This window comes from Roseateles sp. GW835-FHT13E02, assembly GCF_058794035.1.
The window spans coordinates 54,286-78,202 of record NZ_JBXAGJ010000007.1 but is presented as its reverse complement, the minus strand read 5'-3'; the positions used below and the strand labels follow the sequence as shown (position 1 = coordinate 78,202).

21 protein-coding genes are annotated in these 23,917 nt (G+C 66.1%); 10 read left to right on the top strand and 11 right to left on the bottom strand.

Annotated elements, in window-relative coordinates:
• Window positions 1–23 precede the first annotated feature (23 nt).
• Together AC1Q6P_RS08690 and murJ are read right to left on the bottom strand one after the other, a co-directional pair.
• Complete coding sequence (locus AC1Q6P_RS08690; RefSeq protein WP_492663636.1) at window positions 24–893, bottom strand: SirB1 family protein; 870 nt, start codon at window positions 891–893, stop codon at window positions 24–26.
• Window positions 894–902: 9 nt separating this feature from the next.
• Entirely contained in the window at window positions 903–2,465 is a 1,563-nt protein-coding gene (gene murJ, locus AC1Q6P_RS08685) for a murein biosynthesis integral membrane protein MurJ (RefSeq protein WP_492663637.1), read from the bottom strand.
• A 344-nt stretch (window positions 2,466–2,809) separates the two neighbouring features.
• On the opposite strand from murJ, the gene rpsT reads away from it, so the two are divergent.
• A complete protein-coding gene (gene rpsT, locus AC1Q6P_RS08680) occupies window positions 2,810–3,103 on the top strand; it encodes a 30S ribosomal protein S20 (RefSeq protein WP_102770057.1) in 294 nt (97 codons plus the stop codon).
• 123 nt (window positions 3,104–3,226) lie between these two features.
• Here rpsT and AC1Q6P_RS08675 read toward each other — a convergent pair whose 3' ends face one another.
• The gene (locus AC1Q6P_RS08675) at window positions 3,227–4,105 is read right to left on the bottom strand and encodes an alpha/beta fold hydrolase (RefSeq protein ID WP_492663638.1); all 879 of its coding nucleotides are present in this window, start codon (window positions 4,103–4,105) and stop codon (window positions 3,227–3,229) included.
• On the bottom strand, window positions 4,102–5,172 hold the full coding sequence (locus AC1Q6P_RS08670) for a M14 family zinc carboxypeptidase (protein WP_492663639.1): 1,071 nt from the start codon (window positions 5,170–5,172) through the stop codon (window positions 4,102–4,104). The genes AC1Q6P_RS08675 and AC1Q6P_RS08670 overlap by 4 nt, the downstream gene beginning before the upstream one ends.
• Window positions 5,173–5,352: 180 nt before the next feature.
• Here AC1Q6P_RS08670 and AC1Q6P_RS08665 point away from each other — a divergent pair, with 180 nt between their 5' ends.
• Entirely contained in the window at window positions 5,353–5,511 is a 159-nt protein-coding gene (locus AC1Q6P_RS08665) for a hypothetical protein (RefSeq protein ID WP_492663640.1), read from the top strand.
• Window positions 5,512–5,564: 53 nt separating this feature from the next.
• Here the strand turns inward: AC1Q6P_RS08665 and AC1Q6P_RS08660 are convergent, their stop codons facing one another.
• Complete coding sequence (locus tag AC1Q6P_RS08660; protein WP_492663641.1) at window positions 5,565–5,924, bottom strand: DUF3579 domain-containing protein; 360 nt, start codon at window positions 5,922–5,924, stop codon at window positions 5,565–5,567.
• A gap of 246 nt (window positions 5,925–6,170) precedes the next feature.
• On the opposite strand from AC1Q6P_RS08660, the gene AC1Q6P_RS08655 reads away from it, so the two are divergent.
• Window positions 6,171–7,391 carry an aspartate aminotransferase family protein gene (locus AC1Q6P_RS08655; RefSeq protein WP_492663642.1) on the top strand — a complete coding sequence of 407 codons (1,221 nt, stop codon included), beginning with the start codon at window positions 6,171–6,173 and terminating at the stop codon, window positions 7,389–7,391.
• Window positions 7,388–8,350, top strand: a complete 963-nt coding sequence (gene argF / locus AC1Q6P_RS08650; RefSeq protein WP_171826031.1) for an ornithine carbamoyltransferase — start codon at window positions 7,388–7,390, stop codon at window positions 8,348–8,350. Before AC1Q6P_RS08655 ends, argF begins: the two co-directional genes overlap by 4 nt.
• A gap of 259 nt (window positions 8,351–8,609) precedes the next feature.
• Here the strand turns inward: argF and AC1Q6P_RS08645 are convergent, their stop codons facing one another.
• Window positions 8,610–9,410, bottom strand: a complete 801-nt coding sequence (locus tag AC1Q6P_RS08645; protein ID WP_492663643.1) for a substrate-binding periplasmic protein — start codon at window positions 9,408–9,410, stop codon at window positions 8,610–8,612.
• Between the two features lie 365 nt (window positions 9,411–9,775).
• Here AC1Q6P_RS08645 and AC1Q6P_RS08640 point away from each other — a divergent pair, with 365 nt between their 5' ends.
• From AC1Q6P_RS08640 to AC1Q6P_RS08630, 3 genes are all read left to right on the top strand, one after another.
• Window positions 9,776–10,519, top strand: a complete 744-nt coding sequence (locus tag AC1Q6P_RS08640) for a metallophosphoesterase family protein (RefSeq protein ID WP_492663644.1) — start codon at window positions 9,776–9,778, stop codon at window positions 10,517–10,519.
• A 79-nt stretch (window positions 10,520–10,598) separates the two neighbouring features.
• Window positions 10,599–12,074 carry a bifunctional serine/threonine-protein kinase/universal stress protein gene (locus tag AC1Q6P_RS08635; protein ID WP_333780330.1) on the top strand — a complete coding sequence of 492 codons (1,476 nt, stop codon included), beginning with the start codon at window positions 10,599–10,601 and terminating at the stop codon, window positions 12,072–12,074.
• Between the two features lie 52 nt (window positions 12,075–12,126).
• The gene (locus AC1Q6P_RS08630; protein WP_492663645.1) at window positions 12,127–12,507 is read left to right on the top strand and encodes a YkgJ family cysteine cluster protein; all 381 of its coding nucleotides are present in this window, start codon (window positions 12,127–12,129) and stop codon (window positions 12,505–12,507) included.
• A gap of 16 nt (window positions 12,508–12,523) precedes the next feature.
• On the opposite strand, the gene AC1Q6P_RS08625 is transcribed toward AC1Q6P_RS08630, so the two are convergent.
• Together AC1Q6P_RS08625 and otnI are read right to left on the bottom strand one after the other, a co-directional pair.
• Window positions 12,524–13,705 (bottom strand): tetratricopeptide repeat protein, encoded by a 1,182-nt coding sequence (locus AC1Q6P_RS08625; RefSeq protein ID WP_492663646.1) that lies wholly within the window; start codon window positions 13,703–13,705, stop codon window positions 12,524–12,526.
• Between the two features lie 114 nt (window positions 13,706–13,819).
• Window positions 13,820–14,617, bottom strand: coding sequence for a 2-oxo-tetronate isomerase (gene otnI, locus AC1Q6P_RS08620; RefSeq protein ID WP_492663647.1), 798 nt, complete (start codon window positions 14,615–14,617; stop codon window positions 13,820–13,822).
• Window positions 14,618–14,694: 77 nt separating this feature from the next.
• Between otnI and AC1Q6P_RS08615 the strand changes: the two genes are divergently transcribed.
• Entirely contained in the window at window positions 14,695–15,066 is a 372-nt protein-coding gene (locus AC1Q6P_RS08615) for a methylglyoxal synthase (protein ID WP_492663648.1), read from the top strand.
• A 12-nt stretch (window positions 15,067–15,078) separates the two neighbouring features.
• Here the strand turns inward: AC1Q6P_RS08615 and AC1Q6P_RS08610 are convergent, their stop codons facing one another.
• Window positions 15,079–17,880: an alpha-1,6-glucosidase domain-containing protein gene (locus tag AC1Q6P_RS08610; RefSeq protein WP_492663649.1), complete on the bottom strand. Its 2,802-nt coding sequence runs from the start codon at window positions 17,878–17,880 to the stop codon at window positions 15,079–15,081.
• A gap of 300 nt (window positions 17,881–18,180) precedes the next feature.
• On the opposite strand from AC1Q6P_RS08610, the gene AC1Q6P_RS08605 reads away from it, so the two are divergent.
• Window positions 18,181–19,743 carry an alpha-amylase family glycosyl hydrolase gene (locus AC1Q6P_RS08605; protein ID WP_492663650.1) on the top strand — a complete coding sequence of 521 codons (1,563 nt, stop codon included), beginning with the start codon at window positions 18,181–18,183 and terminating at the stop codon, window positions 19,741–19,743.
• The gene (locus tag AC1Q6P_RS08600; RefSeq protein ID WP_492663651.1) at window positions 19,740–21,599 is read left to right on the top strand and encodes a glycoside hydrolase family 13 protein; all 1,860 of its coding nucleotides are present in this window, start codon (window positions 19,740–19,742) and stop codon (window positions 21,597–21,599) included. The genes AC1Q6P_RS08605 and AC1Q6P_RS08600 overlap by 4 nt, the downstream gene beginning before the upstream one ends.
• A gap of 28 nt (window positions 21,600–21,627) precedes the next feature.
• On the opposite strand, the gene AC1Q6P_RS08595 is transcribed toward AC1Q6P_RS08600, so the two are convergent.
• Together AC1Q6P_RS08595 and AC1Q6P_RS08590 are read right to left on the bottom strand one after the other, a co-directional pair.
• On the bottom strand, window positions 21,628–22,827 hold the full coding sequence (locus AC1Q6P_RS08595; protein WP_492663652.1) for a cation:proton antiporter: 1,200 nt from the start codon (window positions 22,825–22,827) through the stop codon (window positions 21,628–21,630).
• A gap of 218 nt (window positions 22,828–23,045) precedes the next feature.
• Window positions 23,046–23,540 (bottom strand): DUF7000 family protein, encoded by a 495-nt coding sequence (locus AC1Q6P_RS08590; RefSeq protein WP_492663653.1) that lies wholly within the window; start codon window positions 23,538–23,540, stop codon window positions 23,046–23,048.
• Window positions 23,541–23,917: the final 377 nt, after the last annotated feature.

Below are 23,917 nucleotides of genomic sequence, written 5' to 3'. Positions count from 1 at the left end.
GGCATGAAATTCATCGCCAGCCCTCAATGCAGCGCCGGGCCGCCTCGCTCGCGCAGACGCGCCAGCCGCTCCTGCAACATGGGGCCGTCGAGCGCCTTGGGCTCCTGGGCCAGGTAGGCCTCCAGATCCTCCGCCGCCGCCGGCCAATGGCCGAGTGACTCCAGCACCAGGCCACGATCCCGACGCTCGAGGGCCGAATGCGGCAGCAGGATCACCAGGCGCTGCTGCACCGCCAGCAAGCGGGTCCAGTCCTGGGCGGCACGGTGAATTTCTTTCAGATTGCGCAGCATGCGGGCCAGGATGTCGCGCGGCGGCGTGGGCTGCAGGAACAAATCCACCGGCAGATCCACCTCACCCTGCAGGCCGGTGCTGCCGCGAAAAGCCTGCAGCATTTCATCCAGCCGGCTGCGCGACAGCGATTGGCCGGTGAACGGGTCCAGGATGAGCTCGCCATTGCCCATGCTGATGCGCACCAGGAAATGCCCAGGAAAGGCCAGGCCCTGCGCACGCAGCCCCAGCTGTGTGGCCAGCTCCAGAAAAACCACCGCCAGGCTGATGGGGATGCCGCGCCGCGTGGCCAACACCTGATGGATGAAGCTGTTGTCGCGCTCGTAGTAGTTGTTGACGTTGCCGGCAAAGCCCAGCTCTTCGTAGAAGTAGCGGCACAGGCTGCGCAGCTTGCTCTGAGCCGAGGCATCGGCCGGCAGGCGCTGGCGCAGACGCAAGCCCATCGCATCCACCTCGGACAAGACGGCCTGCACATCCAGATCCGGGTGCTCATCCTGCGCCAGCGAGGCGGCCGCCTCCAGCAGGTTCAGGCCCGCATCTTCGGCCACCAGCGCGGCAAAGTACTCGATCGGCGTGGGCGCCTCCAGGCGCAGGGAATGGCTCATGGCCTCAGTTTAGGCGCGGCGCATGAACTGACGCAGGCGCAAGCCCATGACCGTGAGCAGCAGGAAGTACAGCAAGGCCGACGCGCCCAGGCTGCCCGCCATCCAGAGCGCCCGCAGACCCTCGGTCTTGCCCAGGGCGATCCAGTCCAGGCGCTGCGCCAGCTGCCACTGCAGCACGCCCATGGCTGCGCTGGCCAGCACCACCTTGAGCGCAAACAGCCCCCAGCCCGCCACCGGACGGTAGCTGCCCTGCAGCCGCAGGCCACGCAGCAACCAGAAGGCATTGACCATGGCGCCCAGGCCGATCGACAAGGCCAGCCCCGCCACGCCCACCAGGGGCACAAAAATCAGATTGAACAGCTGCGTCAAGGCCAGCACGCCGAGGGCGATGCGCACCGGCGTGCGCGTGTCCTGCTTGGCATAAAAGCCCGGCGCCAGCACCTTGATGGCCAGCAAGCCCATCAAGCCCACACCCCAACCCATGACCGCGTGACCGGTGTTCACGACGTCCACCGCCAGAAACGCCTTGCGGTGGTAGAGCACCGCCACCAGCGGCTCGGCAAACACCAGCAGCGCCACGGCGCACGGCAGACCGAAAAGCAGCACCAGGCGCAAGCCCCAATCCAACAGATCGGAATACTGCTGACCATCGTCCTTGGCCTGCGCGGCCGAAAGCTGAGGCGTGAGCACCGAACCCAGGGCCACGCCCAGCAAAGCCATGGGGAATTCCATCAGGCGGTCGGCGTAGTTAAGCCAGGAGGTGGCGCCTTCGGCGATGTGGCTGGAAATTTGCGTGTTGATCAACAAGGACAGCTGGGCCACACCCACGCCCAGCAGGGCCGGCCCCATCTGACGCAAGATCGTGCCCACGCCGGGGTGGGTGCTGGCGCGACGCAGGCCCGAGGGACGAAACGCAATGCGCGGGCGCACGCCAATGCGGCTCAGCGCCGGGAATTGAATCAGCAATTGCAGGACGCCACCGACCATCACCCCGACGGCCATCGAATAAATCGGCGGGTAACCCCAATCCGCCACCACCGGCGTCATCCACCAGCCAAAAGCCAGCACACAGAGGTTGAGGATCACCGGCGTGACCGCCGGCACCATGAAACGCTTCCAGGTGTTGAGAATGCCGGCCGCCAAGGCCACCATGGACATGCAGCCGATGTAGGGGAACATCCAACGCGTCATCACCACGGCCGCATCCTGTCCCTTGTCAGGCATGCCAGAGCCCAGCATCCAGACCAGCACCGGCGCCGCCAGCACGCCGATCACACAGGTGGCCGCCAGAGCCCAGGCCAGCACCGAGGCCACCGCATCGATCAAATCACGGGTCGCCTCGTCACCATGCTTGGCGCGCGTGGCCGCCAGCACCGGCACAAAGGCCTGCGAGAAAGCACCTTCCGCAAACAGGCGGCGCAACATATTCGGAATGCGAAAGGCCACCAGGAAGGCGTCCGACAGCACGCCCGCACCGAACATGGCCGCCACCATCTGCTCGCGCATGAGCCCGGTGATGCGCGACACCAGGGTGAAGATGGAAATCAGGGACGCAGCGCGCAATAAATTCATGGTCGACACAAACTCAATCAAGAGCAAGACGGCCGCTGCGCCGTGCGCAGCGAGCTCAAACAGAAAGAAAGAACAGGGGCCGAGGCAAACCAAGCCGGCGGCACAGCGGCATGCGCGAGAACAACCGCCCTTGCCCACCGCTTCAGCTGCGCGAAACCAAGCCGCAAGCAAGTCGCACAGGTCACACTGGAAGCAGGCCACAGCGCGCTTGATGGCGAGCCGGGCGACGCATTATGATGTGCGCCCTCGTCGCTTTCGAGCGGCCAACGCCGCATGGGCCTTTGTTTCACTGTTATTTCAGTGCTATACTCGCGGTCTTTGCACCAACTGGGTAGATTTACAGCATGGCATCCTCTTCCAAAGTCAAGAAGACCGTCCGTACGGCATCGGGCCTCAAGCGCGCTCGCCAGGACATCAAGCTCAACGCAGCCAACACGGCTCTGCGCTCCCATTTCCGCACGGTCATCAAGAACGTGCAAAAGGCCGTGATCGCTGGCGACAAGCCCAAGGCCGCCGAACTGTTCAAGACCGCTCAATCGGTGATCGACTCGGTCGCTGACAAGGGTATCTTCCACAAGAACAAGGCTGCTCGTCACAAGAGCCGTCTGTCGGCAAAGATCAAGGCGCTGGCCGCCTAACAACCAGTTCTGGTGCAAAGTCGAAAAGCCCGCGCAAGCGGGCTTTTTTGCGTCTGGACCGCGTCAAAGTCGCAAGCACACTGCTGCGCAGCGCTCAGCCTGCGCCGCATCGCGCCTCCCCCATCAATGCCACTCGCCGTGATCCAGGCCCTGCATGCGACGCATCTTGAGCCAGTCACCCACGGCCTGCGCGACCCAGGGGCCATCATCCAGCGGCAGATCATGCCCGGCATGCTCATGCAGGCGCAAAGGCGCACCCCAGGCCCGGCTGATGGCCTGTGAGCAGCGCCAGTCGACCAGGCGATCGGCCTTGCTGCACAAGAGCAGGATGGGCGCCGCCGGGCGGCGCCGGCTGGCTTCGTAGCGCGCGGCCGCCAGCAACTGCCGCACGGTGTTGCGCACACCCACCGGCCGCTCGCGCTGCAAGGCCACCCAGTGGTCCAGCACTGCCTCAGGCTGCTTGAGCAATCGCGTGGTCATGCGCAGCACCTTGGCCTCGCGCTGGCGATAGCCCAGGCGGCTGAGGCTCAGCATCAGCAAGGTCATATAGTTCAGCGGCCGCAAGCGGCGGTAAAAAGGGCTGAACGGCCGCAAGCTGGTGTTGATCAAGACGCCAGCGCAGACCTCGCTGGGGTAGCGGGCGATCCAGTCGCTGGCCACCATGGCACCCAGCGACATGGCCAGCACATGGACAGGCCCCTGCACACCAAAGCGCGCCAGCTGCGCCCGGCAGGCCTCCACCATGGCCGGCACCTCGCTCGGGCTGGACTGGCGGTGCAGCATGCCATTGCCCGGCAAATCCAGCATGATCAGCTGCGCGCCCGGCTGCTGTTCACGGATCTTGCGCAAGAGCTGCTGCGGGAACTCACCCCAATGCCCGGACTCGCGGGACAGGCCACGCAACAACACCCAGGTCGCAGCTTCATCAGCAACTGCGGACTCAGAGGGCAGCAATGCCTGGGGCACGGTGTCCGCCAATGCCGACGATTTCACCCCGCTCATGCACGTGCTCCCCGCCGGTACCAGCGATTCAAGGCCTGCTCTTCATGCCAGAGCCGCTGCGGCCCCGAAGGCAGCCAGCGCGGCATGCCGGCCGCCGCCCGAAGAATGAAATCCAGCCATGCGATATGGCGGCGCAGTACACGCTGCTGACGATGACTGACCAAGGGGTTGAACATGCCGTGACGGGAAAACAATTGCCGAGGATTCTTCCTGATCCACAGCCATGAACCCATCTCCAGGGTCAATGGCAGGTGGAGGCAGGCCGGGCGGCTGCAGGCCTGCAGGTAGAGATGGTCCCACAGGTCGCCATGCGTGAGGTACTGGCGGCTCTGCGGCTCAAAAACATAACGGTGTTGCGCATGGGTCTGATCGAGGATCTGACTCAGCGCGTGCATCTCGGCCAGGTGGGGGATGGGCCGCGCCGAATGGGCGTAAGGAAACCAGATCCGGTCGACCAGGCCAAAACCCGAATGGCAATCGACCGCCAGCGATTGCCCGTGGCTGAGCAGTTCGCGAGCCACCAATTCGCACAAGGCCTGACTTTCAGACTCCATCGGCCCGCCCTCGATACCGCGGTACCACGGCAGTTTGGCGCTGAGCCTCTGACCCCCCACCCATGGCGAGGCGCCGGCACCGGCATCCACGGGGGCATTGCGCATCAGATCCACGCCCTGAGGATTGGCCCGGGTGCCGCGCCAGATGCCCCCCGGATTGACCAGGGGCAGAAACACCACGCGCAAAGACTCCAGCATGCGGTGCAGGCTGCTGTCCCAGTTCAGGCGCGAGATCAGGCTGGACAAAAAAGCCATCACCACCTCAGCGCCGATGCGCTCCAAGCCATGGACACCGCCAAAGAATCCCACAGCCGGCACCGCCGGATCGGGGTTACCCAAGGTCAGGGCCAGCACCGGCAGACTGCCGCCCGGCAACACCACATCACCCAGGTGATGACGCTGCAAAAGCGCCCCACCCTGCTGCAGCAAATGCTCCAGCTCCGCCAGCTCGGGCAGCGCCGGTGCGGGCAAAGACAGGCTGCGCTGCGCTGAAGAGGAGTGAAAACCAGGCACCGGACGGAATCCGCTGAGACCAGACGTTTGGACGCCCGCGCAGGCGCGCGGAAGGCGGCAAGCATAGCTGCTGAATGCGGCGGACTCCAGACCTTGCTGCAGCCAGGGCGCATCTGACCAGCCGAAGGGCTCAGGCCAACCGTCACCAATTCTTCACAATGCCGGTTTAGGCTCGCCCTCATGGACATTCAGGCCCACGCCCCAAACACCGACACCTGCGCCGACACCTACACGCCCAGCCTGGGCCTGCGCCTGCGTCAACAGCTCAGCTGGCTGCTCTGCCTGCTCGGTGGCGGGATCGAAATGCTGGCCTTGCTGAGGGCGCGCCGCGGCCGCTGAAGCCACGCCCGAAGCGGCAACCACACCGCCCAGGCACCCGACCTCGCATCGCTTCAGTCCGTGGCTTTGGGCGCCGACGACGGCGCGGCCGCAGAGCCTGCCTCGGGCAGCAAACAGGCCTCGGCGACCTGCAGATTGTTGTCGCGCGCGAAGTTCATGACGAAGTCCCAGGCCATGGGCTCCAGGCGGCGCAGCTCTTCGTTGACGATCACGCATTTGACGCCGTTGATCACCCGCGGCACGCACAGCGGCGAATAGCCGATATAAGCACCAATCCCGCCGCGCGCGCCACCCGGGCGGAAGCAGGACATGGCGCCCGCCAGACGCTCGGCCCAGTCGCTGGGCCGGAAGGTCCGGCCCTCCAGGGTGAGGCCCTGGATGAAAACTTCGCGCGATTTGGGGGACTGGCTCATGGGTGGGCGACTTCGACGCCGGGCTGGGTGCCAACCCCGCGGCCGCGAAAATAGACGGTTTTACGACAGGCGCTATTGTGCCCTGGATGTGTTGCGCCGCAGCACAGGCAGTCCAGGAAGACCGGACATTCGCACGCGTCAGGCCGGTGTCAGGCCGTGAAGAAAGACCAGGCCTTTAGAATCCGCCGACGTTTCGGGCCGCCGAAACGTCTTCTTTTTTTGCATGCCCCAACCCATGGAGAGTTGATGAACGCCCCCGTTGTCCCGTCTGCTGTTGTGCCGTCCGAACCTCACGTGATGCAAACCTATGGCCGTCTGCCCATCGCCCTGGCGCGTGGCGAAGGCTGCTGGGTCTGGGACGTGAACGGCCGACGATACCTGGACGGGCTGGGCGGCATTGCCGTCAACACCCTGGGCCATGCGCATCCGCGCCTGGTGCCGGCCCTGCAGGAGCAGGTGGCCACGCTGATGCACAGCAGCAACTACTACCACGTGCCGCTGCAGGAGCAGCTGGCCGCCAAGCTGTGCGAGTTGTCCGGCCTGGACGTGGCCTTCTTCTGCAACAGCGGCCTGGAGGCCAATGAAGCGGCGCTGAAGATCGCCCGCAAGTTCGGCAACGACCGGGGCAACCACAACCCGGAAGTGCTGGTGTTTGAAGGCGCCTTCCACGGGCGGTCGATCGCCACGCTGTCGGCCACCGCCAACCCCAAGATCCACGCCGGCTTCGGCCCGCTGGTGCCCGGTTTCGTGCGCGTGCCGCTGAACAACCTGGCCGCGGTCGAAGCCGCGCTGGACGCCCACCCCAACATCACCGCCATCTTCCTGGAAACGATTCAGGGCGAAGGCGGCATCAACGAAGCGCGCATCGAGTTCCTGCAAGGCCTGCGCCGCATCTGCGACCAGCGCGATCTGCTGCTGATGCTGGACGAGGTGCAGTGCGGCATCGGCCGCACCGGCAAATGGTTCGCGCACCAGTGGGCCGGCATCCAGCCCGATGTCATGCCTCTGGCCAAGGGCCTAGGTTCGGGCGTGCCCATCGGCGCCGTGGTCTGCGGCCCGCGTGCCGCCAAGATCATGCAGCCGGGCAACCACGGCACCACCTTCGGCGGCAACCCGCTGGCCATGCGTGCCGGTGTCGAGACGCTGAAGATCATGGAAGAAGACAGCCTGCTGGCGCACGCCGCCCTGGTCGGTGGCGAACTCAAGGCTGCACTCAAAGCGGGCCTGGACGGCGTGCCTGGCGTGGTGGAAGTGCGTGGCCAGGGCCTGATGCTGGGCGTGGCCCTGGATCGCCCCTGCGGCGCCCTGCTGCAGCGCGCGGCCGATGCCGGCCTGATGATCAGCGTCACCGCCGAGCGCGTGGTGCGCCTGGTGCCAGCCCTGATCCTGAGCCGCGAGGAAGCCGCCCAGATCGCCGCCATCCTGGTGCCCCTGATCAAGACCTTCCTGTCGGAGCCGCAAGCATGAAGCCCGGCAACGCACTGATGCGCCACTACCTGCAGTTCAAGGATTTCCGCGCTGAGGAGTACGCCTACCTGTTCGAGCGCGCCGCCATCATCAAGCGCCGCTTCAAGAACTACGAGCGCTACCAGCCCCTGGCCGACCGCTCGCTGGCCATGATCTTCGAGAAGGCCAGCACGCGCACCCGCGTCAGCTTCGAGGCCGGCATGTACCAGATGGGCGGCTCGGTGGTGCACCTGACCACCGGCGACAGCCAGCTGGGCCGCGCCGAGCCCATCGAGGACAGCGCCCGCGTGATCAGCCGCATGGTGGACCTGGTGATGATCCGCACCTTCGAGCAGACCAAGATCGAGCGCTTTGCGGCGCACTCGCGCGTGCCCGTGATCAATGGCCTGACCAACGAGTACCACCCCTGCCAGATCCTGGCCGATCTGTTCACCTTCATCGAAAACCGCGGCATGAACCAGCGCGGCATCGTCGATGCCGACTGCCTCAAAGGCCGGGTCGTGGCCTGGGTGGGTGATGGCAACAACATGGCCAACACCTGGCTGCAGGCGGCCGAGATCCTGGGCTTCACCGTCCATGTCAGCACGCCCAGCGGCTACGAGGTGGACGCGCAGGTGGCAGGCATCCAGAACACCGACTGCTACAAGGTCTTCAAGAACCCGCTCGATGCCTGCCGCGGCGCCGACCTCGTGACCACCGATGTCTGGACCAGCATGGGCTACGAGGCCGAAAACGACAAACGCCGTGAGGCCTTTGCCGATTGGTGCGTCGATGCCGAGATGATGGGCGTGGCCAAACCCGACGCCCTCTTCATGCACTGCCTGCCGGCCCACCGCGGCGAAGAGGTGACCGCCGACGTGATCGACGGCCCCCAATCCGTCGTCTGGGATGAGGCAGAAAACAGAATGCACGTGCAAAAGGCACTCATGGAGTACCTACTGCTAGGTCGCATCGGCTGACCAGCCGATGTGAACCCTGCCCGTCAGGGCAGCATGCGATTCGGGGTGCACTCACTTGGCGCCCGCCAAGTGAGGCCGCGTCAGCGGCGGGTGCACACCCAAACAGAATGCACGTGCAGAAGGCTGAGTCAGGGCTGAAGACAGGCCCGGCGGCCTGTCTGACGCCTGACGAAGGCCAGCCCTTGTCCGCAAGGGCTGGCACTCATGGAGTACCTTCTGCTGGGTCGCATCGGCTGACCAGCTGCCGCGTGCGAGCCGCTCAGCGCGGACGCACGCTGCCGGTCAAGCTACCCGGCGGGTAGTGTTTGACGAACTCGCGCCAGATCTGGCCTGACTTGGCCGCGCGCTCCAGCAGCGCCAGCAGGCTCTGCCGGTCTGCTTCGGACAAGGCGGTCTTGGAGACGTAGACCCCGCTCTCACCCCAGGGCAGTTCGTCCACCGGCTCGTAGCGCAGCTGCTCCAGCAAAGGCCGCACACGGGCATCGCCCAGCATGGCACCGACCAGGATGCTGGGTGCCATCACCGTAGCCTCGGCCATGCCGTTGCCCAACATGCGGGCCACCGACACGGCATCCACCGCCAGCAACAGGCGCCCCTGCTGGTCCAGCTCCTTGATCAGCGCCTGGTACGACTCGCCGTAATCAAAGCCCCGCACCAGCACCACGCGGATCTCGCGGCGCGCCTGCAAATCAGCCAGGTTGCGCAGCGGCGCGCGCTCCGCATGCATCATGGAGATCACCATGGCCCGGCTGCTGACCATGGGCACGAACACGCCCGACTCATCGCGCTTGGGCGTGCGGGTAGCGGGCACCAGCAAATCAGCGCGGCCGGTTTCGAACATCAGCTCCTGCCGCGCCCGAGGCACCACCGAGAACTTCAGCGGACAGCCCTCACGAGCCAGGCTGCTGCGCAAGACCTCGGGGTAAACGCCCGCGACCTCCTCGCCCGTCACCGTGACGCTGAGACCAATCGGCGCCACGGGCACCACCAGCTCGCGCGAACAGCCGGCTTGCGCCGCCGCTGCGCCAGGCAGGGCCGCCAAGGCCAGGGCCAGGGCCATCAGACCCGCGGACCCGGCCGCCCGACAAATGTTCGCTCCTTCGCACCACGGCCACCGCAACATCAGGCACCTTTTGAGAATTTCGGGGGATTGCAGGCACACGAAAGGCCCGCTTGCGAGTCGCCCGCAGCTTACGCGATCTGGCGTTTTCGCGTGTCGCTGCCGCGCGAATGCAGGGGCGGGTCAATCCTGTTGCCCTTTGTGCCCGCAAACGGCAAGCTGTACCGGAGGCCACGGCTGCGCAAGACCTGGCACCCTCGATCCAACGCCGCGGCCATCCGCTCCCCTCCTCCAACTCCGGGCTTCACCGCCTTCTGCCTGCCTTCAGCCTGCCGTCAGCCGCTCATGGCAAGCTCAGCACCGCCATGAAAATTGCCCTCATTTCCGACATCCATTCCAACGCGCAGGCTTTCGCTGCGGTGCTTGAGCATGCCCAGGCCCAGGGCGTCAGCGACTATGCCTTGCTCGGCGATTTCGTCGGCTACGGCGGCGACCCGGCCTGGGTGGTGGACAAGGTGGCCGAGCTGGTGGCGATGGGCGCCGTGGCGGTCATGGGCAACCACGATGCCGCCGTCGTGCAAGGCAGCTCCAGCACCATGCGCGAAGACGCCCGCCTGGCGGTGGAATGGACGCATTCACGCCTGAACCCAGCCCAACTCGAGTTCCTGTCCAAGCTGCCACTGAGCGTCACCCGCGAAGACCGGCTCTATGTCCACGCCAATGCCTTCGACCCGGCCGGCTACGAGTACATCCAGGGCCGCCTGGAAGCCATGCGCAGCCTGCACGCCACCGAATGCCGCTACACCTTTTGCGGCCATATGCACGAGCCCATGCTCTACCACCTGAGCCTGACCGGCAAGGCCGGCGAGTTCACCCCGGCCGAGGGCGTCAGCATCCCCTTGCTGCCCAATCGCCAGTGGCTGACCATCCCCGGCTCCTGCGGCCAGCCGCGCGATGGCAACCCGGCCGCCTGCTACGCCATCTTCGACAGCGCGGCGAGCGAGCTGAGCTTTCAGCGCGTGGCCTACGACGCCGAAGCGGCGGCGGCCCAGATTCGCGCTGCCGGCCTGCCCGAGCGCCTGGCCGCGCGCCTGCTGCAAGGCGAGTAGCATCCCGATTCAAGGCAAGACCTGACCCCATACTCGCGGCCAGAGGCCGCACTGGCCCCAGCACAGGATCTTCACCACCATGCCCAGCTCCGCGTCCGGCCCCCACAGCGTCCAGCACCTCCCGCAGCCCCTGGGCCCGCTGGAGCCCGGCATGGAGCTGGACGGGTTCCGCCTGGAAGAACGCATGCACCAGGGCGGCATGGCCCATATCTGGCGTGTGACGCGGGTGCAGCCCAAGCCCGGTGAAGACTTTCCGCTGATCATGAAGGTGCCGCGCATCAAGGGCGGCGAGGACCCGGCCACCATCGTCGGCTTCGAGGTCGAGCAGATGCTGATGCCGGCGCTCAAAGGCCCGCATGTGCCGCGTTTCGTGGCCCGCGGCGACTGGACCCGCCAGGCCTATATCGTGATGGAACAGGTGCAGGGACAGTCCTTGCGGCCGCGCCTGGATGAGGCACCGCTGCCACTTGACGAGGTGGTGGACATCGGCATCCGCGTGGCCACCGCCCTGCAAGACCTGCACCGCCAGCATGTGGTGCACCTGGACATCAAGCCCAGCAACATCATGTTCCGGCCCGACGGCCTGGCCGTGCTGGTGGACTTCGGCCTGTCGCGCCACGACCACCTGCCCGACCTGCTGGAGGAAGAGTTCTCCCTGCCCATGGGCACGGGGCCGTACATGTCGCCCGAGCAGGTGCAATTCGTGCGCAACGATCCGCGCAGCGATCTCTTTGCCCTGGGCGTCATGCTCTACCACCTGGCCACCGGTGAGCGGCCTTTCGGCCAGCCCAGCTCGGTGCGCGGCCTGCGCCGCCGGCTCTACATCGAACCAGTGCCCCCGCGTGCCATCGACCCCGAGCTGCCACGCTGGTTCCAGGAGGTGGTGCTGCACTGCCTCGAGGTCAAGCCCGAGCGCCGCTATCAAAGTGCCGCCCAGCTGGCCCTGGATCTGCAGCAGCCCGAAGGCGTGACGCTGACCCGGCGCGCCGACAAGATGACGGGCAGCAGCAGCCTCAAAACCCTGAAGCGCTGGTTCTTCGCACTGGGCTCGGAGCCAGCGCCGCAGGCCACCGTCACCACCCAGGTCACGCGCAGCCCCATCATCATGGCCGCCGTCGACACGCAGCACGCCACGCCGGCCCTGCTGGAACAGCTGCGCGAGACCGTGCGCCGCATCGTGCAGACCGAGCCGGGCGCCCGCCTGGCCTGCGTCAGCGTGATGAAGATTGCCCGCATCGGCATGGACGAGCTGACCGACAAGGATGGCAAGAGCGTGCATGTGAAGCAGCTGATTGCCCTCAAGCACTGGGCGCGGCCGATCAGCAAGGCGCTGAATCTGGAAGACGGCCGCCTGACCTTCCATGTGCTGGAAGCACCGGACGTGGCCACCGCCATCATCGAGTTCGCCGCCAAGAACGGCGCCGACCACATCATCATGGGCGCGCGCGGCGCCTCGGCCCTGCGCCGCTATCTGGGCAGCGTATCGGCCCAGGTGGTGACGCAGTCGGAATGCTCGGTCACCGTGGTGCGAGAACCGCTGGGCGCCGAGGCCTGAGCAAGTCCGGCGGGCAGCGCATCGCTCAAGCGCAGCTCACTACACTGGCGTGATGTCCACCACTGCGCCCTCCCCTACCCCCGCTCCAGCGCCCGCTCCAGCGCCGGCTGCCAACCCCTGCATCCAATGCGGCGCGTGCTGCGCCAGCTTCCGCGTCGATTTCGCACGCGAAGAGCTGCAAAGCGAGGGCGGCTGCGTGCCCGATGGCCTGAGCGTGGAGCTCAACGACAGCCTGGCCCGCATGCGCGGCACCGACCATGCCCGCCCGCGTTGCGCCGCCCTGGTGGGCACTGTGGGCCAGGCCGCGCATTGCGGCATCTACGAGTGGCGCCCCGGTCCTTGCCGGGAGTTCGGCTTGCGCGCGCCCATGGGCATAGGGGATGAGGCTTGTGCACGAGCCCGGGCGAGGCACGGCTTACCGCCGCTCGCCTGAGCCCATACAACGCCGCTCAATGGAAGATGTGCTTGCGAGAGCGCAGTGAATCCATTTTGGCGGTGTAAAGCTGCTTCTCGCGCTCGGTGCTGCTGTTCTCCAAGGCCAAGGCCATGTGCTTGTGGGCGGCTTTGACATCGCCCAAGCCATAGTTGGCCAGCGCCGCCCAGAAATGGAACTCATGAAAAAAGGCAGAGCGCGCCAACTCGCGTTCAAACAAGGCCTTGGCCTGCTGATAGTCGCCCCGCTGCATGGCAAGCACACCTTCGTCAAAAAACTTGTAAGGCGGGTAAGGCTGCAAGTCGCGCAAGCGCGCGCTCAGGCTCGCGGCGGCCTGTGACTGCCCGCTTGCTTCAAGCACCAGCACCAGATTGGACATGGCCTGCACATTCTCTGGCTCCAGACTCAAGACCGCCTGAAAGCTGGCCTTGGCCAAATCCAGTTCCCCTCGGCGACGATAGACCACGCCAAGCGTGTTGTAGGCCGACAGCATTCTCGGGTCAGCCTGCAGCGAAGCTCGCACCCACCAATAGGCATCGTCCACCGCACCCTGAGCCAAGCTTTCGGCCGCACGGTTGTTCATGAACATGGCGATCACGGTGTGCTCTTCAATCACACGACGCCGCTGCCCGCGCAGATCCACACCAGGCAGGAAATCAACCGTCATCATCTCCAGTTCCTGGAGCGACGTGGCGTTGATTTCAGACCGGCGCGCTGCCAGAGCCATATTGACATGGCCGGTCTGGAAGTACATATCACCGCGACGACTCCAGAACTCGTCCACAAACACGCTGTGAAAGCGCACCGGCAAGTTCAGATGCTTGGCGAAGGCTGCTGTCATGATCACCAGCGACAGGCAATTGCCCCGCCGCTGCTCAAAGGCCTGGGCCGCCGTGCGGGTGACTTCGGAGTCGTAGTCCAGCTGCAACTGACCCTTGGTGTAGAGCGAATCGAGCAAGGCCTCGCGCGCCCCGCGGCTGCGGATGCGGTAGGCGATCTCATGATCGACATAGTCCCGCATGGCCGGACTCAAGGCGAACACCGCCTCAGCCGAGATCGGGCTGCTGCTGGGCTTGAACAAATCGTCACGCAACAGCTCGAGCGGCGGCCCCTTGGGAAGCGCCACGGTTGCACAGGCGGACAGCATGCCAACGGCCGCCCACAGGCACAGACTCCGCAACACCGAAAAGATGCTCATGGTCGCCCCCTTTCCAGCAATTCAGCACGTCCGGCTGGATCGCCGGTGATGCTCAAAGTGTAGGCAGCCCTCGTCCTTTTGCGAGCCCAGATGAACACCCATGACTTTTGGGATTCAGAAGCCCCCGCGCAACCAAGCCAAGCCTTGCGATGTGGCACCCGGTGTCACCCCGCGCGCCGGCCGGTACTCGCAGCCCACCCAGCCCGCATAGCCCAGTTCGTCGAGGAGCCGGAACAGGTGGCGGTAGTTGATCTCGCCAACATCCGGCTCATGACGCTCGGGCACGCCGGCAATCTGCAAATGGCCGACACGGCCGCCAGGCAGGTACTGGCGCAGCTTGGTGCTCAGGTCGCCCTCGCTGATTTGCAGGTGGTACAGATCCATTTGCACCTGGACATTTGGCGCGGCGATCTCGTCGAGCAAGGCATGGGCCTGATCCTGGCGATGCAGGAAATAGCCTGGCATGTCGCGCTGGTTGATGGGCTCGATCATCAAGCTCACGCCTTGGGCCGCTGCCAAGCCGGCAGCCTCGCGAAGGCGCCGAACATACAAGGCCCGCGTAGTTGCAGGCGACTCATCGGCAGGGATCAGGCCGGCCATCACATGCAGCCGCGGGCATTGCAGCGCCCGGGCATAGACCAGGGCCTGCTCGATGCCGGCTAAAAACTCGGCATCGCGCCCAGGCAGGCAGGTCAGGCCGCGCTCGCCGGCCGCCCAATCACCCGGCGGGGCGTTGAACAGCACCTGTTGCAGCCGGTGCTCTTGCAGCCGGTCTGCCAGCGCCTCGGGCGCAAAGGCATAGGGAAACAGGAACTCGACCGCCTGGAAACCATCGCGCGCGGCGGCGGCAAAGCGGTCGAGGAAATCCAGCTCGGTGTAAAGCATGGACAGATTGGCAGCGAAGCGGGGCATGGCAGGTCCGGGCAGCAAGCGGTTTGGTAACCCGATTGATTGTGTCCCGCCGGGCCGGACTCACTAAGATGCCCGCCATGAAACTCGCACTGATCGCCCACGACGGCAAGAAAAACGAGATGGTCGCCCTGGCGGCCGAGTTCAAGGCCTTTTTGCAGGGCTGTCAGCTGATAGCCACGGGCACCACCGGTGGCCGCCTGGTGGCCGAGCTGGGCCTGAGCGTGGAGCGCCTGCTCAGCGGCCCGAATGGTGGCGATTTGCAGATCGGCGCGCGCCTGGCCGTTGGCGAGGTGGATGCCGTGATCTTTCTGCGCGACCCGATGACGCCGCAGCCGCACGAACCGGACATCAACGCCCTGGTACGCGCCTGCGACGTGCACAACGTGCCCTGCGCCACCAACACGGCCGGCGCCCGGCTGATGCTGGAGCGCTGGGCTCAGCTGCGCTGAAGCCGAGCCGACTCAGCGCTCGACCAGCACCAGGGCCGTGCGCCCCGGCACTTTGATCTGGCCGCTGGCGGCCTCGAAAGCAAACTCCCGCTTCGGCCGCGGGTCCGCCGCCCCGGGCGCCAGATGCACCGGGTGCAGCGCATAGCGCCGTCCGGCCAGCTCGGGCAGCTGCAAGACCTGGGCCTCGGGGCTGGTGTTGAAGAAATAGGCCAGGCGAGCAAAGCCCGCGTCCTTTAGGCCCTGACCGTCGATTTCAGCGGCCAGCACCATCGGGTTCTGCGCCGGGCCGGTGTTGAGAAACCGCAGGCGCTGGCGGATCTCGGCCGCGCTGCTCAGGCGCAGCAGGCGGCTGCTGGCGCGGATCTTCAGCAGGTCGCGAAAGCCATCGCGCATCCAGGCGATCTCGGACGGGCCGGGGGCGATGCCCGGGTCGGCCAACAAAGGCGCCAGCCAGGGGTACATGGCTTGGTTGTCGGCGGCCGGCGGCAGGCCGGTGCCGAAGAAGTTGCGCTGGTAGCTCCAGTCCAGGCGGTTGAACCAGTCGCCCGAGTCGTAGCTGTTGCGGTCCAGAGATTTGGAGCGCAGCACATCGATGCCAGCGTGGAAGTAGGCCACGCCCTGGCTGAAGGCCGTCAGCGCCGCGCCCAGCAGCTGGACGCGCGCCCGCTCGGCGCGCGGCGTGTCCTGGGGCAGCTTGAGCACATTGATGTCGAACAGGGTCTGGTTGTCGTGGTTGTCCACGTAATTGACCACCTCACCGGGCTCCGAGACATAGCCGGCCGGCTGGTCGCCGTAGGCGATCTGCTCCGCACGCAGGCGCGGGCCGCGCCAGGTGTCCAGCTCGAAGTTGCGCAGCGAGCCGGCCAGACCCACGCGCAGCAGGTCGGCGCTGGCCATGAGCTGCGTGGCCGCTGCGGGCGTGCCGACGTGGCGGTTGGGCGCAAAGCCCAGGCCATTGAGCCAGCCCTGGTTCTTCAGCACATCGAGGCCGTTGTCGCCGGCGCTGCCGCCGCGGGCCGCGTCGCGGGCGCGGTCGCTGAAGGTGCCGATGCCGCTGCCGTTGAGCGAGAGCTGGGAGGCCTGGACAAAGCGAGCACCGTTGGCCACCTCGCCGAAATTCCAGCCCTCGCCGATCAGCTGCACCGGCTGGCCGGCGGCCGCATTGACGCGCTGCTGCAGCGCCTCCATCACCGCGCGCGGCTGGTGGGCCATGAGGTCAAAGCGGAAGGAATCGATGCGGTACTCGCGCGCCCACATCGCCACCGAGTCGATCATCAGCTTGGCCATCATGCGCTGCTCGGTGGCCGTGTTGTCGCAGCAGGTCGAACGCTCGACCTGGCCCTTGGCATCGAGGCGCTGGTAGTAGCCGGGCACGATGCGATCGAGCACCGAGTGGCGCCCCTGGCCGCTGGCGGCCGTGTGGTTGTAGACCACGTCCATGCCCACGCGCAGGCCGGCCCGGTGCAGGGCCTGCACCATCTGGCGGAACTCGCGGATGCGGCGCTCGCCCTGCTGCGCATCGCTGGCATAGCTGCCTTCCGGCGCGCTGTAGTGCCAGGGGTCATAACCCCAGTTGAAGCAATCCTGGCCGGCCAGCTTCATCACCGCAGCCTGCTGGGCCGGGCTGTCGGCGGCCGCCTCCGGCACTTGAGGTGTCAGGCAGCCTTGCTCGGGCACGCTGGCCAGGTCGAACACCGGCAGCAGATGCACATCGGTCAGGCCGGCCTGAGCCAGGGCGCGCAGGTGGCGCATGCCTTGCGAGCCGGCCTGGGTGAAAGCCAAGTATTTGCCGCGCTGCGCCGGCGGCACGCTGGTGTCGCCGATGGAGAAGTCGCGCACATGGAGCTCGTAAATCACCATATCGGTGGACTGCTGCACCCGGGCCGAGGCCTGGCGGTGCGCGCGGCGGTCTTGCCAGCCGGGCGGCTGCAGGCGCGGATCAGCCCAATCAACCACCATACTGCGCGCCGAATCGGCGCTCAGGCTCAGAGAGTAGGGATCGGTCACCCGGTTGCGCACCCGACCCAGGCCTGGCACCCAGACCTCGACCAGATAGCGGTAGTAGCTGCCGCTCAAATTGGCGGGCAGGCGCTGCTGCCACAAGCCGCTGCGCGGATCGAAGGTCAGCGCTTTAACGTCCTGCGCCGGGCTCTCTGGGCCGGCATAGCGGCACAAGTGCACCTGCTGCGCGGTCGGCGCCCAGAGCTTGAACTCTGTCTGCCGGCCCTTCTTCACCAACGCGCCCAGCTCGCCCGCCGCCTCGGCCGCATCGGCATACAGCGCGTCAAGGGCACCCGGCGTCTGCAGCCCGGTGACCGCCAGCACCTGACCTGCTGCGTCTTCCTTGACCAGCAGCAGCTCGCCGCGCAAGAGCTGGGGCAAGCGGGCTTGGTCGGCCGCACTCAGGGCCAGGCGCAGGCCGGGGCCGAAGGATTCGAGGTATTTGAAACGCTGAGCCAGCTCAGGGAGCAGCTGGGCCTCGCTGAGCGCCAGCTCGACGCGCTGCTCCACACCCTGGGCTGCCGCACCGAGCTTGACCTGCACGCCGCCGCGCGCGCTGGCCAACAGGGCCACGCGCTCGCCGGGACCCAAGCTCTGGCCCGACCACTGCAGCAATGCCGGGCTCAGGGCAAAGGCACGGGCCTCGGGCGCGGCAATGGCGGCCGGCTGCAAGACGATGGCGGCATCGGCGCTGTCGCAGGCGGCACGCAGCTCGGCGGCTGAAGCAGCCGTGACTGATCCGGCCCAGGTGGCACTGGACAGCAAGTTCAGCGCAAGGATCAGGCCCAGCCGGGAAGAAGAAAGGGAAGTCATCGACAGCGATCCGATCCGGTGCAAGAGGTGAAGTCGCTGCGCCCACAGGACTCGCAGCCTCAAGCTCAAAATAGTAGCAAAACTACATCAATAGCGACAGCACGGATACCATGAGCCGCCCAAAGCATCTAAGCTTTTCACCATTGAAATCCTGCCAAGGCGCGATCCATGAAAAGTAACTCAATTACAGAATCAGGAAGCCGCCTTGCACCTTGGAGACGCCTGCTCCCCAGCCTGGCACTTGGCGCCGCCCTGATCAGCGGCGTCAGCCTCGCCGCCCCGCCGGTGGATCTGTCGCACGTGCCCGCCCGCCCCAAGGCCAGCGCCCTGCCCCCGGGCTGGGAGCATGGCGCCTTCATGGAAATTTTCGTGCGCGGCTACCAGGACAGCGATGGCGATGGCGTCGGCGACCTGCGCGGCCTGATCCAGCGCCTGGACTATCTCAAGGATTTGGGCATCAGCGGCATCTGGCTGATGCCCATCACCGCCAGCGCCGACCACGACCATGGCTACGCCAGCACCGATTTCCGCCGCATCGAGCCCCAGTACGGCAGCCTGCGCGATTTTGACGAGCTGATCCGCCAGGCCCACCGGCGCGGCATCGGCGTCATCATCGACTATGTGATCAACCATGCCTCGCACGAACACCCGCTGTTCCAACAGGCGCTGAAAGACCGCCACAGCCCCTACCGCGACTGGTTTGTCTGGCAGGACCGTGCGCCCGAGGGCTGGGACATCTGGGGCAAGAACCCCTGGACCACCGCCACGAAGGCCAGCGATGGCAGCAGCAGCAACAACAACAACAACAACCTTGGCGCCTACTTCGGCACCTTCGGCCCGCACATGCCGGATTTCAATCTGCGCCACCCGGCCGTGCTCGACTACCACCGCAGCAGCCTGCGCTTCTGGCTGAACCGCGGCCTGGACGGCTTCCGGCTCGATGCCGTGCCGCACCTGATCGAGAACAACGCCGTCGACTGGAACGACCAGCCCGAGAGCCGCCGCCTGACCCGCGAGCTGCAAGCCCTGATCAAGCAGTACCCGCGCCGCCATGTGGTCTGCGAAGCCACCGCCAACCCACAGCAGTACGCCAGCCCCGAGGTCTGCGGCAGCGCCTTTGCCTTCGGCCTGGAGGCGCAGATGATCAAGGCCGCGCGCGGCGAGACCGCTGCCGTGGGCGAGATTGCCCGCATCTTGAGCCAGGCCCCGAGCACCATGGCCAATGTGCTGGCCAACCACGACATCTTTGCCGGCGCGCGCGTCTGGGACCAGCTGGCCGGCGACGAGGCTCGCTACAAGCTGGCGGCGGCCAGCTACCTGCTCGCGCCGGGCACGCCCTTCATCTACTACGGCGAAGAGATCGGCATGGCCGGCGTCTCGCAGCTGCCCGGCGACGAGCCCCTGCGAGCCCCCATGAGCTGGACGGCTGACATCAGTGGCTTCACTTCCAGCGCCACGCCCTACCGACCGCTCTCGCCCAATGCCGCCAGCCACAACGCCGCGGCGCAGGCGCGCGATCCGGGCTCGCTGCTGAACTTTTACAAAGCCATGATCGCCCTGCGCCGCCAGCTGCCCTCAATCGCGCGCGGAGACCTCCGCCAGGCCCGGGCCGAGGCGCAGGTCTTGAGCTTCCAGCGGCGACTCGGCGACGAGCTGAGCCTGGTGCTGATCAACTACGGCGAGCTGGCCGCCACCCAGGCGGTCAGCGGCCTGCCTGCGGGCGCCCTGCTGCAGCAGGCCTATCCGAAGACCGCGGCGCAAGCCACCCTCGGCAGCGACGCGCAAGGCCAGGCCCTCCTGCGCGCGCCGGCCCGGTCCGTGCAGGTCTGGCGTTTGGACCTGCCCAAGAAAGGCCGGCCATGAAGCGCCTGCAACTCGCCGCCCTCCTCCTGGCCACCGCCCTGTTGCCCGCCAGCCGCAGCCTGGCCCAAACCGTAGACCAGATCGAGCCGCCCAGCTGGTGGGCCGGCATGAAGGAGCCGCGCCTGCAGCTGATGCTGCAGGGCTCGCAGATCGGCAGCCTGCGCCCGCGGCTCCACACGCCCCATGCCGGCGTGCGCCTGCTGCCGCCCGAGCGCGTGGCCAGCCCGGACTACCTCTTCCTGAACCTGCACATCGCCGCCACCGCCAAACCGGGCACGCTGCAGATCGAGCTGCTGAAGCCAAACGGCCGCGTCGCCCAGCGCCTGAGCTATGCCCTGCAGGCGCGCGCGCCCGGCTCGGCCCAGCGCCAGGGCTTTGGGCCGCAGGATGCGATCTACCTGCTGGTGCCCGATCGTTTCGCCAAGGCCGGCGAGAGCGTCTCGAAGGCCGAGCTGCTCGAGGCCGAAGACCGCAGCCAGCCCGGCGGCCGCCATGGCGGCAACCTCGCCGGCCTGCGCCAGCATCTGGACTACATCGCCGGCCTGGGCTTCACCCAGATCTGGCCCACGCCCCTGGTCGAAAACAACAGCGCCAGCTACAGCTACCACGGCTATGCGGCCACCGATTTCTACCGCATCGACCCGCGCTTCGGCCGCAACGAGGACTACCGCGATCTGGTGGCCGAGGCGCGGAACAAAGGCCTGGGCGTGATCCAGGACATCGTGCTCAACCACATCGGCGCCGGCCACCGCTGGCTGCGCCAGCTGCCTGAGCCCGACTGGCTCAATCAGTGGCCCAGCTACACCGAGACCCACCATGCGCGCCTGAGCCTGCTCGACCCGCACGCCGCTGCCAGCGATCGCGAGCGCTTCGTCAGCGGCTGGTTCACGCGCGGCATGCCCGATCTGAACCAGCGCAACCCACGCGTCGCCCGCTACCTGACGCAGATGAGCATCTGGTGGGTGGAGTACGCCGGACTCTCGGGCCTGCGCACCGACACCTACTCCTACTCCGACCGCGGTTTTCTCGCCGACTGGTCGCGGCGCCTGATGCAGGAGTACCCGCGCCTGAACCTGGTGGGCGAGGAATGGAGCCCGCACCCGGCCGTCGTGGCCTACTGGCAGCGCGGCAAGCGCAAGCACGACGGTTACGCCTCCCACATGCCCAGCATGATGGACTTCCCTCTGCACGGCGCCCTGCTCGCCGGCCTCAAGGAAGACGACGGACACGACAGCGGCCTGACCAAGCTCTACGAAGCCCTGGCCCACGATTTCCTCTACCCCGACCCGCAGCGCCTGGTGCTGTTCGAGGGCAACCACGACACACCCCGCTTGTTCAGCGCGCTAGGGCAAGACCTGGCCCTGTGGAAGATGGCCCTGCTCTACCTAGGCACGGCGCCGCGCATCCCACAGTTCTTCTACGGCGACGAGCTGCTGCTCAGCAGCCCCGCGCAGCGCGACGACGGCCGGGTGCGCGCCGACTTCCCCGGCGGCTGGGCCGGTGATGCGGCCAATGGCTTCACCGGCCAGGGCCTGAGTGCCGAGCAGCAAGAGGCCCAAGCCCTGGTGCGCCGGCTCTTCAACTGGCGCAAGAGCGCCCCAGCCCTGCACGGCGGCCGCAGCACGCACTACGCCCCCATGGACCAGGTCTATGCCCTGTTCCGCCAGGGCGGCGGGCAGACGGTGATGCTGCTGCTGAACAAGGCCAAAGAGCCGCGCCGGGTCGACATGACGCGCTTCCGCGAAGCCTTGGGCAGCCACAGCGAGGGCCGCGATGTGCTCAGCGGCCAGACGTTGCGCTGGGGCGAGAGCCTGGAGCTGCCGGCCCGCTCGGCCCTGCTGCTGGAATTGCGCTGATGGTCTGAGGCGCTGAGAGGAACAGGTCTCAGCTGCTGCGCCCCAGCAGCGCCGCCATGCGCGCCAGCTTGGGCTTGACCACCGGCGTGGTCAGCATGGTGCTGCCCACCGCCATCAGCAGCAGCGCGGTGAAGCTCTCCTGCGTGATGATTTGTTTGTCCAGCAGGATGTTGGCGAAGATGATCATGATCAGCGCTTTGGTCTGCAGCAGCCAGCCGATCAGCGAAGCCTCGCCCGGCTGCCAGCGCAGGATGCGCCCGGCCATGTGCACGCCGATCAGCTTGCCCGCGACCGAGGCGAGCAAGAGCCCGGCCGCTGCCAGGAACACCATGCTGCCGCCCACGCCCCAGTTGGTGCGCAGGCCCGTGCTCAGGAAGAACACCGGCATGATGACCAGCAGCACATGGTGGCGCAGGCTGTCGAGCTGCTTTTGATCGAACCAATCGGCATCCATGATGGCGCCGGCCAGGAAGGCGCCGACCATGTAATGCAGGCCCGACCAGTCGGCGCCAAAGCCGCACAGGGCCAGCCAGATCAGGCTGACGAACCAGCGGTCGCTGGCGCTCAGGCGCGCCATCAGGCGGCGGAACAAGCTGCCTATCACGATGAAGGCCAGCACAAAGGCGAGTTGCTTGCCGACGCGGCTCCAGTCCATCAGGATCAGGGCCAGCACGCCCCAGATCGCCACATCGTCCACGCTGGCGTAGCGCAGGATGCGCTGGCCCAGGGGCTGGCGCAGGATGTCCATTTTTTCCATCAGCAGGATCAGGATGGGCAAGGCCGTGACCGCGCAGGCCATGCCCACGCCCAGCACGAACTGCCAGTCCAGGGCCTTGGGGCCGATCCAGCCCGAGCCCGCCAGCATCAGCAGGGCCGCGCCGCAGCCGAAGAGCAAGGGCATGCCCAAGGCCAGGCCGGCCGTGATGCCGCTCTCGCGTCGGTGCTGCCAGGCGGCCTTGAGGTCCAACTCAATGCCGGCTATCCACACAAACAGCATCACCGCCCACCAGGCAATGCCGTTGAGCGACTGGATCACCGCCGGGTTGAAGACGAACCGGTAGTACTCGGGAAACGCGGCCCCCAGCACACCCGGGCCCAGCAAGATGCCGGCAATGATCTGCACCACCACCAGGGGCGCGAAATGGTCGGTCCTGAACAAGCGCCACACCAGGTAAGGCACGCTCAGGATGATGAGCATGGCGATCAGGAAAATTTCGGTCGTGTTCATGGGCATAGGGATGAGAAGCGCGCGAATGGTAGGCGCTCTCCCGAACGCTTTTGCCTAGGGCTTGCACCGCTGCGGGCGCAGAAAGAACTTGGGTGTAACCGGCGCTGCGGCTGCGAGGAGGCGTGTGGGGTGCGGGCGCGTCTCAAGGGCGAGGGTGGCCGGCCGTGACCGCGAATGAACTGGGGCACGCCGGGAAACGGTTCGCTCGTTCAATGCAGTTACTCGCTCGCCTCAAGCAACTCCAAAATTTCCTGCAGCAGAGTTTCAAATCGCCCGCATACCGTTTCCGTCAGCTTCGCCGCATCGTCAAAGTCTGGTGCATCAACCAACAGCGGCGCTTCAAAGACCGAATACGCCGGCATGGCCTCTGGGTTCACCCACTTCGCGCCCCTCAGCTTTTTCCAATACTGGATCTGCACATCCTTGGTTTGCCCCAGAAGCCACAGCTCAAAGTTTGCCTTCTGATGATTGAAAACCAAGCCGAGCTTGAGCTTCTTGCTCTTGAGATACTCATTCTGCAAATAGAAGTACGTGAAATCGGTGTACCCATGCAGAACGGCCGCGACCGAGAACTCGGTTTCGTATCTCTTCGAGAATTCGGTTCTTAAATTCTGAACCACACCGACCAAGTCCTGGTAGGTTCTTTGGAGTTCGCCGCTGGAGAATGCGTTTTTGTACGCGGGGATGCGGGCGTTCAGACTTTGACTCGACATCGGCCATTCCCTCCCAAATCAAGGTTTGACTTCATGAGTCATTCTGCGACACCGAGGCGGATCAACTGAAAAGAACTGTCACTTGGCACCGGTTGCCTCCCGGAAACTCGCAAGTGCCAACCAGGCCATCCCGAGCCCTATGCCAAACCAAACCACCACACAGGACCAAAACGTTTTGGGGCTGGCTTCGCGGAGCACCAGGACGCTCTCGCGTTTACTTGGAAACTGGACCGCGCCTGACAGAACACCATCAACACAGCACCAAAAGGCTATCCCGGAGAGGCAGAGTAACGTGATGGATATGGCGAATTGAAACGCGGGGCGCATAGATGAGTGCTTAACGACGTGAGGGGCCACCGGAACGACGGAGTCGCGGA

Coding starts and splice junctions, on each gene's coding strand:
- rpsT (WP_102770057.1), top strand. CDS start 2,810: ATGGCATCCTCTTCCAAAGTCAAGAAGACCGTCCGTACGGCATCGGGC.
- AC1Q6P_RS08610 (WP_492663649.1), bottom strand. CDS start 17,880: ATGACTTCCCTTTCTTCTTCCCGGCTGGGCCTGATCCTTGCGCTGAAC.
- AC1Q6P_RS08645 (WP_492663643.1), bottom strand. CDS start 9,410: ATGGCCCTGGCCCTGGCCTTGGCGGCCCTGCCTGGCGCAGCGGCGGCG.
- murJ (WP_492663637.1), bottom strand. CDS start 2,465: ATGAATTTATTGCGCGCTGCGTCCCTGATTTCCATCTTCACCCTGGTG.
- AC1Q6P_RS08635 (WP_333780330.1), top strand. CDS start 10,599: ATGCCCAGCTCCGCGTCCGGCCCCCACAGCGTCCAGCACCTCCCGCAG.
- AC1Q6P_RS08590 (WP_492663653.1), bottom strand. CDS start 23,540: ATGTCGAGTCAAAGTCTGAACGCCCGCATCCCCGCGTACAAAAACGCA.
- AC1Q6P_RS08690 (WP_492663636.1), bottom strand. CDS start 893: ATGAGCCATTCCCTGCGCCTGGAGGCGCCCACGCCGATCGAGTACTTT.
- AC1Q6P_RS08625 (WP_492663646.1), bottom strand. CDS start 13,705: ATGAGCATCTTTTCGGTGTTGCGGAGTCTGTGCCTGTGGGCGGCCGTT.
- argF (WP_171826031.1), top strand. CDS start 7,388: ATGAAGCCCGGCAACGCACTGATGCGCCACTACCTGCAGTTCAAGGAT.
- AC1Q6P_RS08630 (WP_492663645.1), top strand. CDS start 12,127: ATGTCCACCACTGCGCCCTCCCCTACCCCCGCTCCAGCGCCCGCTCCA.
- AC1Q6P_RS08655 (WP_492663642.1), top strand. CDS start 6,171: ATGAACGCCCCCGTTGTCCCGTCTGCTGTTGTGCCGTCCGAACCTCAC.
- AC1Q6P_RS08615 (WP_492663648.1), top strand. CDS start 14,695: ATGAAACTCGCACTGATCGCCCACGACGGCAAGAAAAACGAGATGGTC.
- otnI (WP_492663647.1), bottom strand. CDS start 14,617: ATGCCCCGCTTCGCTGCCAATCTGTCCATGCTTTACACCGAGCTGGAT.
- AC1Q6P_RS08665 (WP_492663640.1), top strand. CDS start 5,353: ATGGACATTCAGGCCCACGCCCCAAACACCGACACCTGCGCCGACACC.
- AC1Q6P_RS08600 (WP_492663651.1), top strand. CDS start 19,740: ATGAAGCGCCTGCAACTCGCCGCCCTCCTCCTGGCCACCGCCCTGTTG.
- AC1Q6P_RS08675 (WP_492663638.1), bottom strand. CDS start 4,105: ATGAGCGGGGTGAAATCGTCGGCATTGGCGGACACCGTGCCCCAGGCA.
- AC1Q6P_RS08660 (WP_492663641.1), bottom strand. CDS start 5,924: ATGAGCCAGTCCCCCAAATCGCGCGAAGTTTTCATCCAGGGCCTCACC.
- AC1Q6P_RS08640 (WP_492663644.1), top strand. CDS start 9,776: ATGAAAATTGCCCTCATTTCCGACATCCATTCCAACGCGCAGGCTTTC.
- AC1Q6P_RS08595 (WP_492663652.1), bottom strand. CDS start 22,827: ATGAACACGACCGAAATTTTCCTGATCGCCATGCTCATCATCCTGAGC.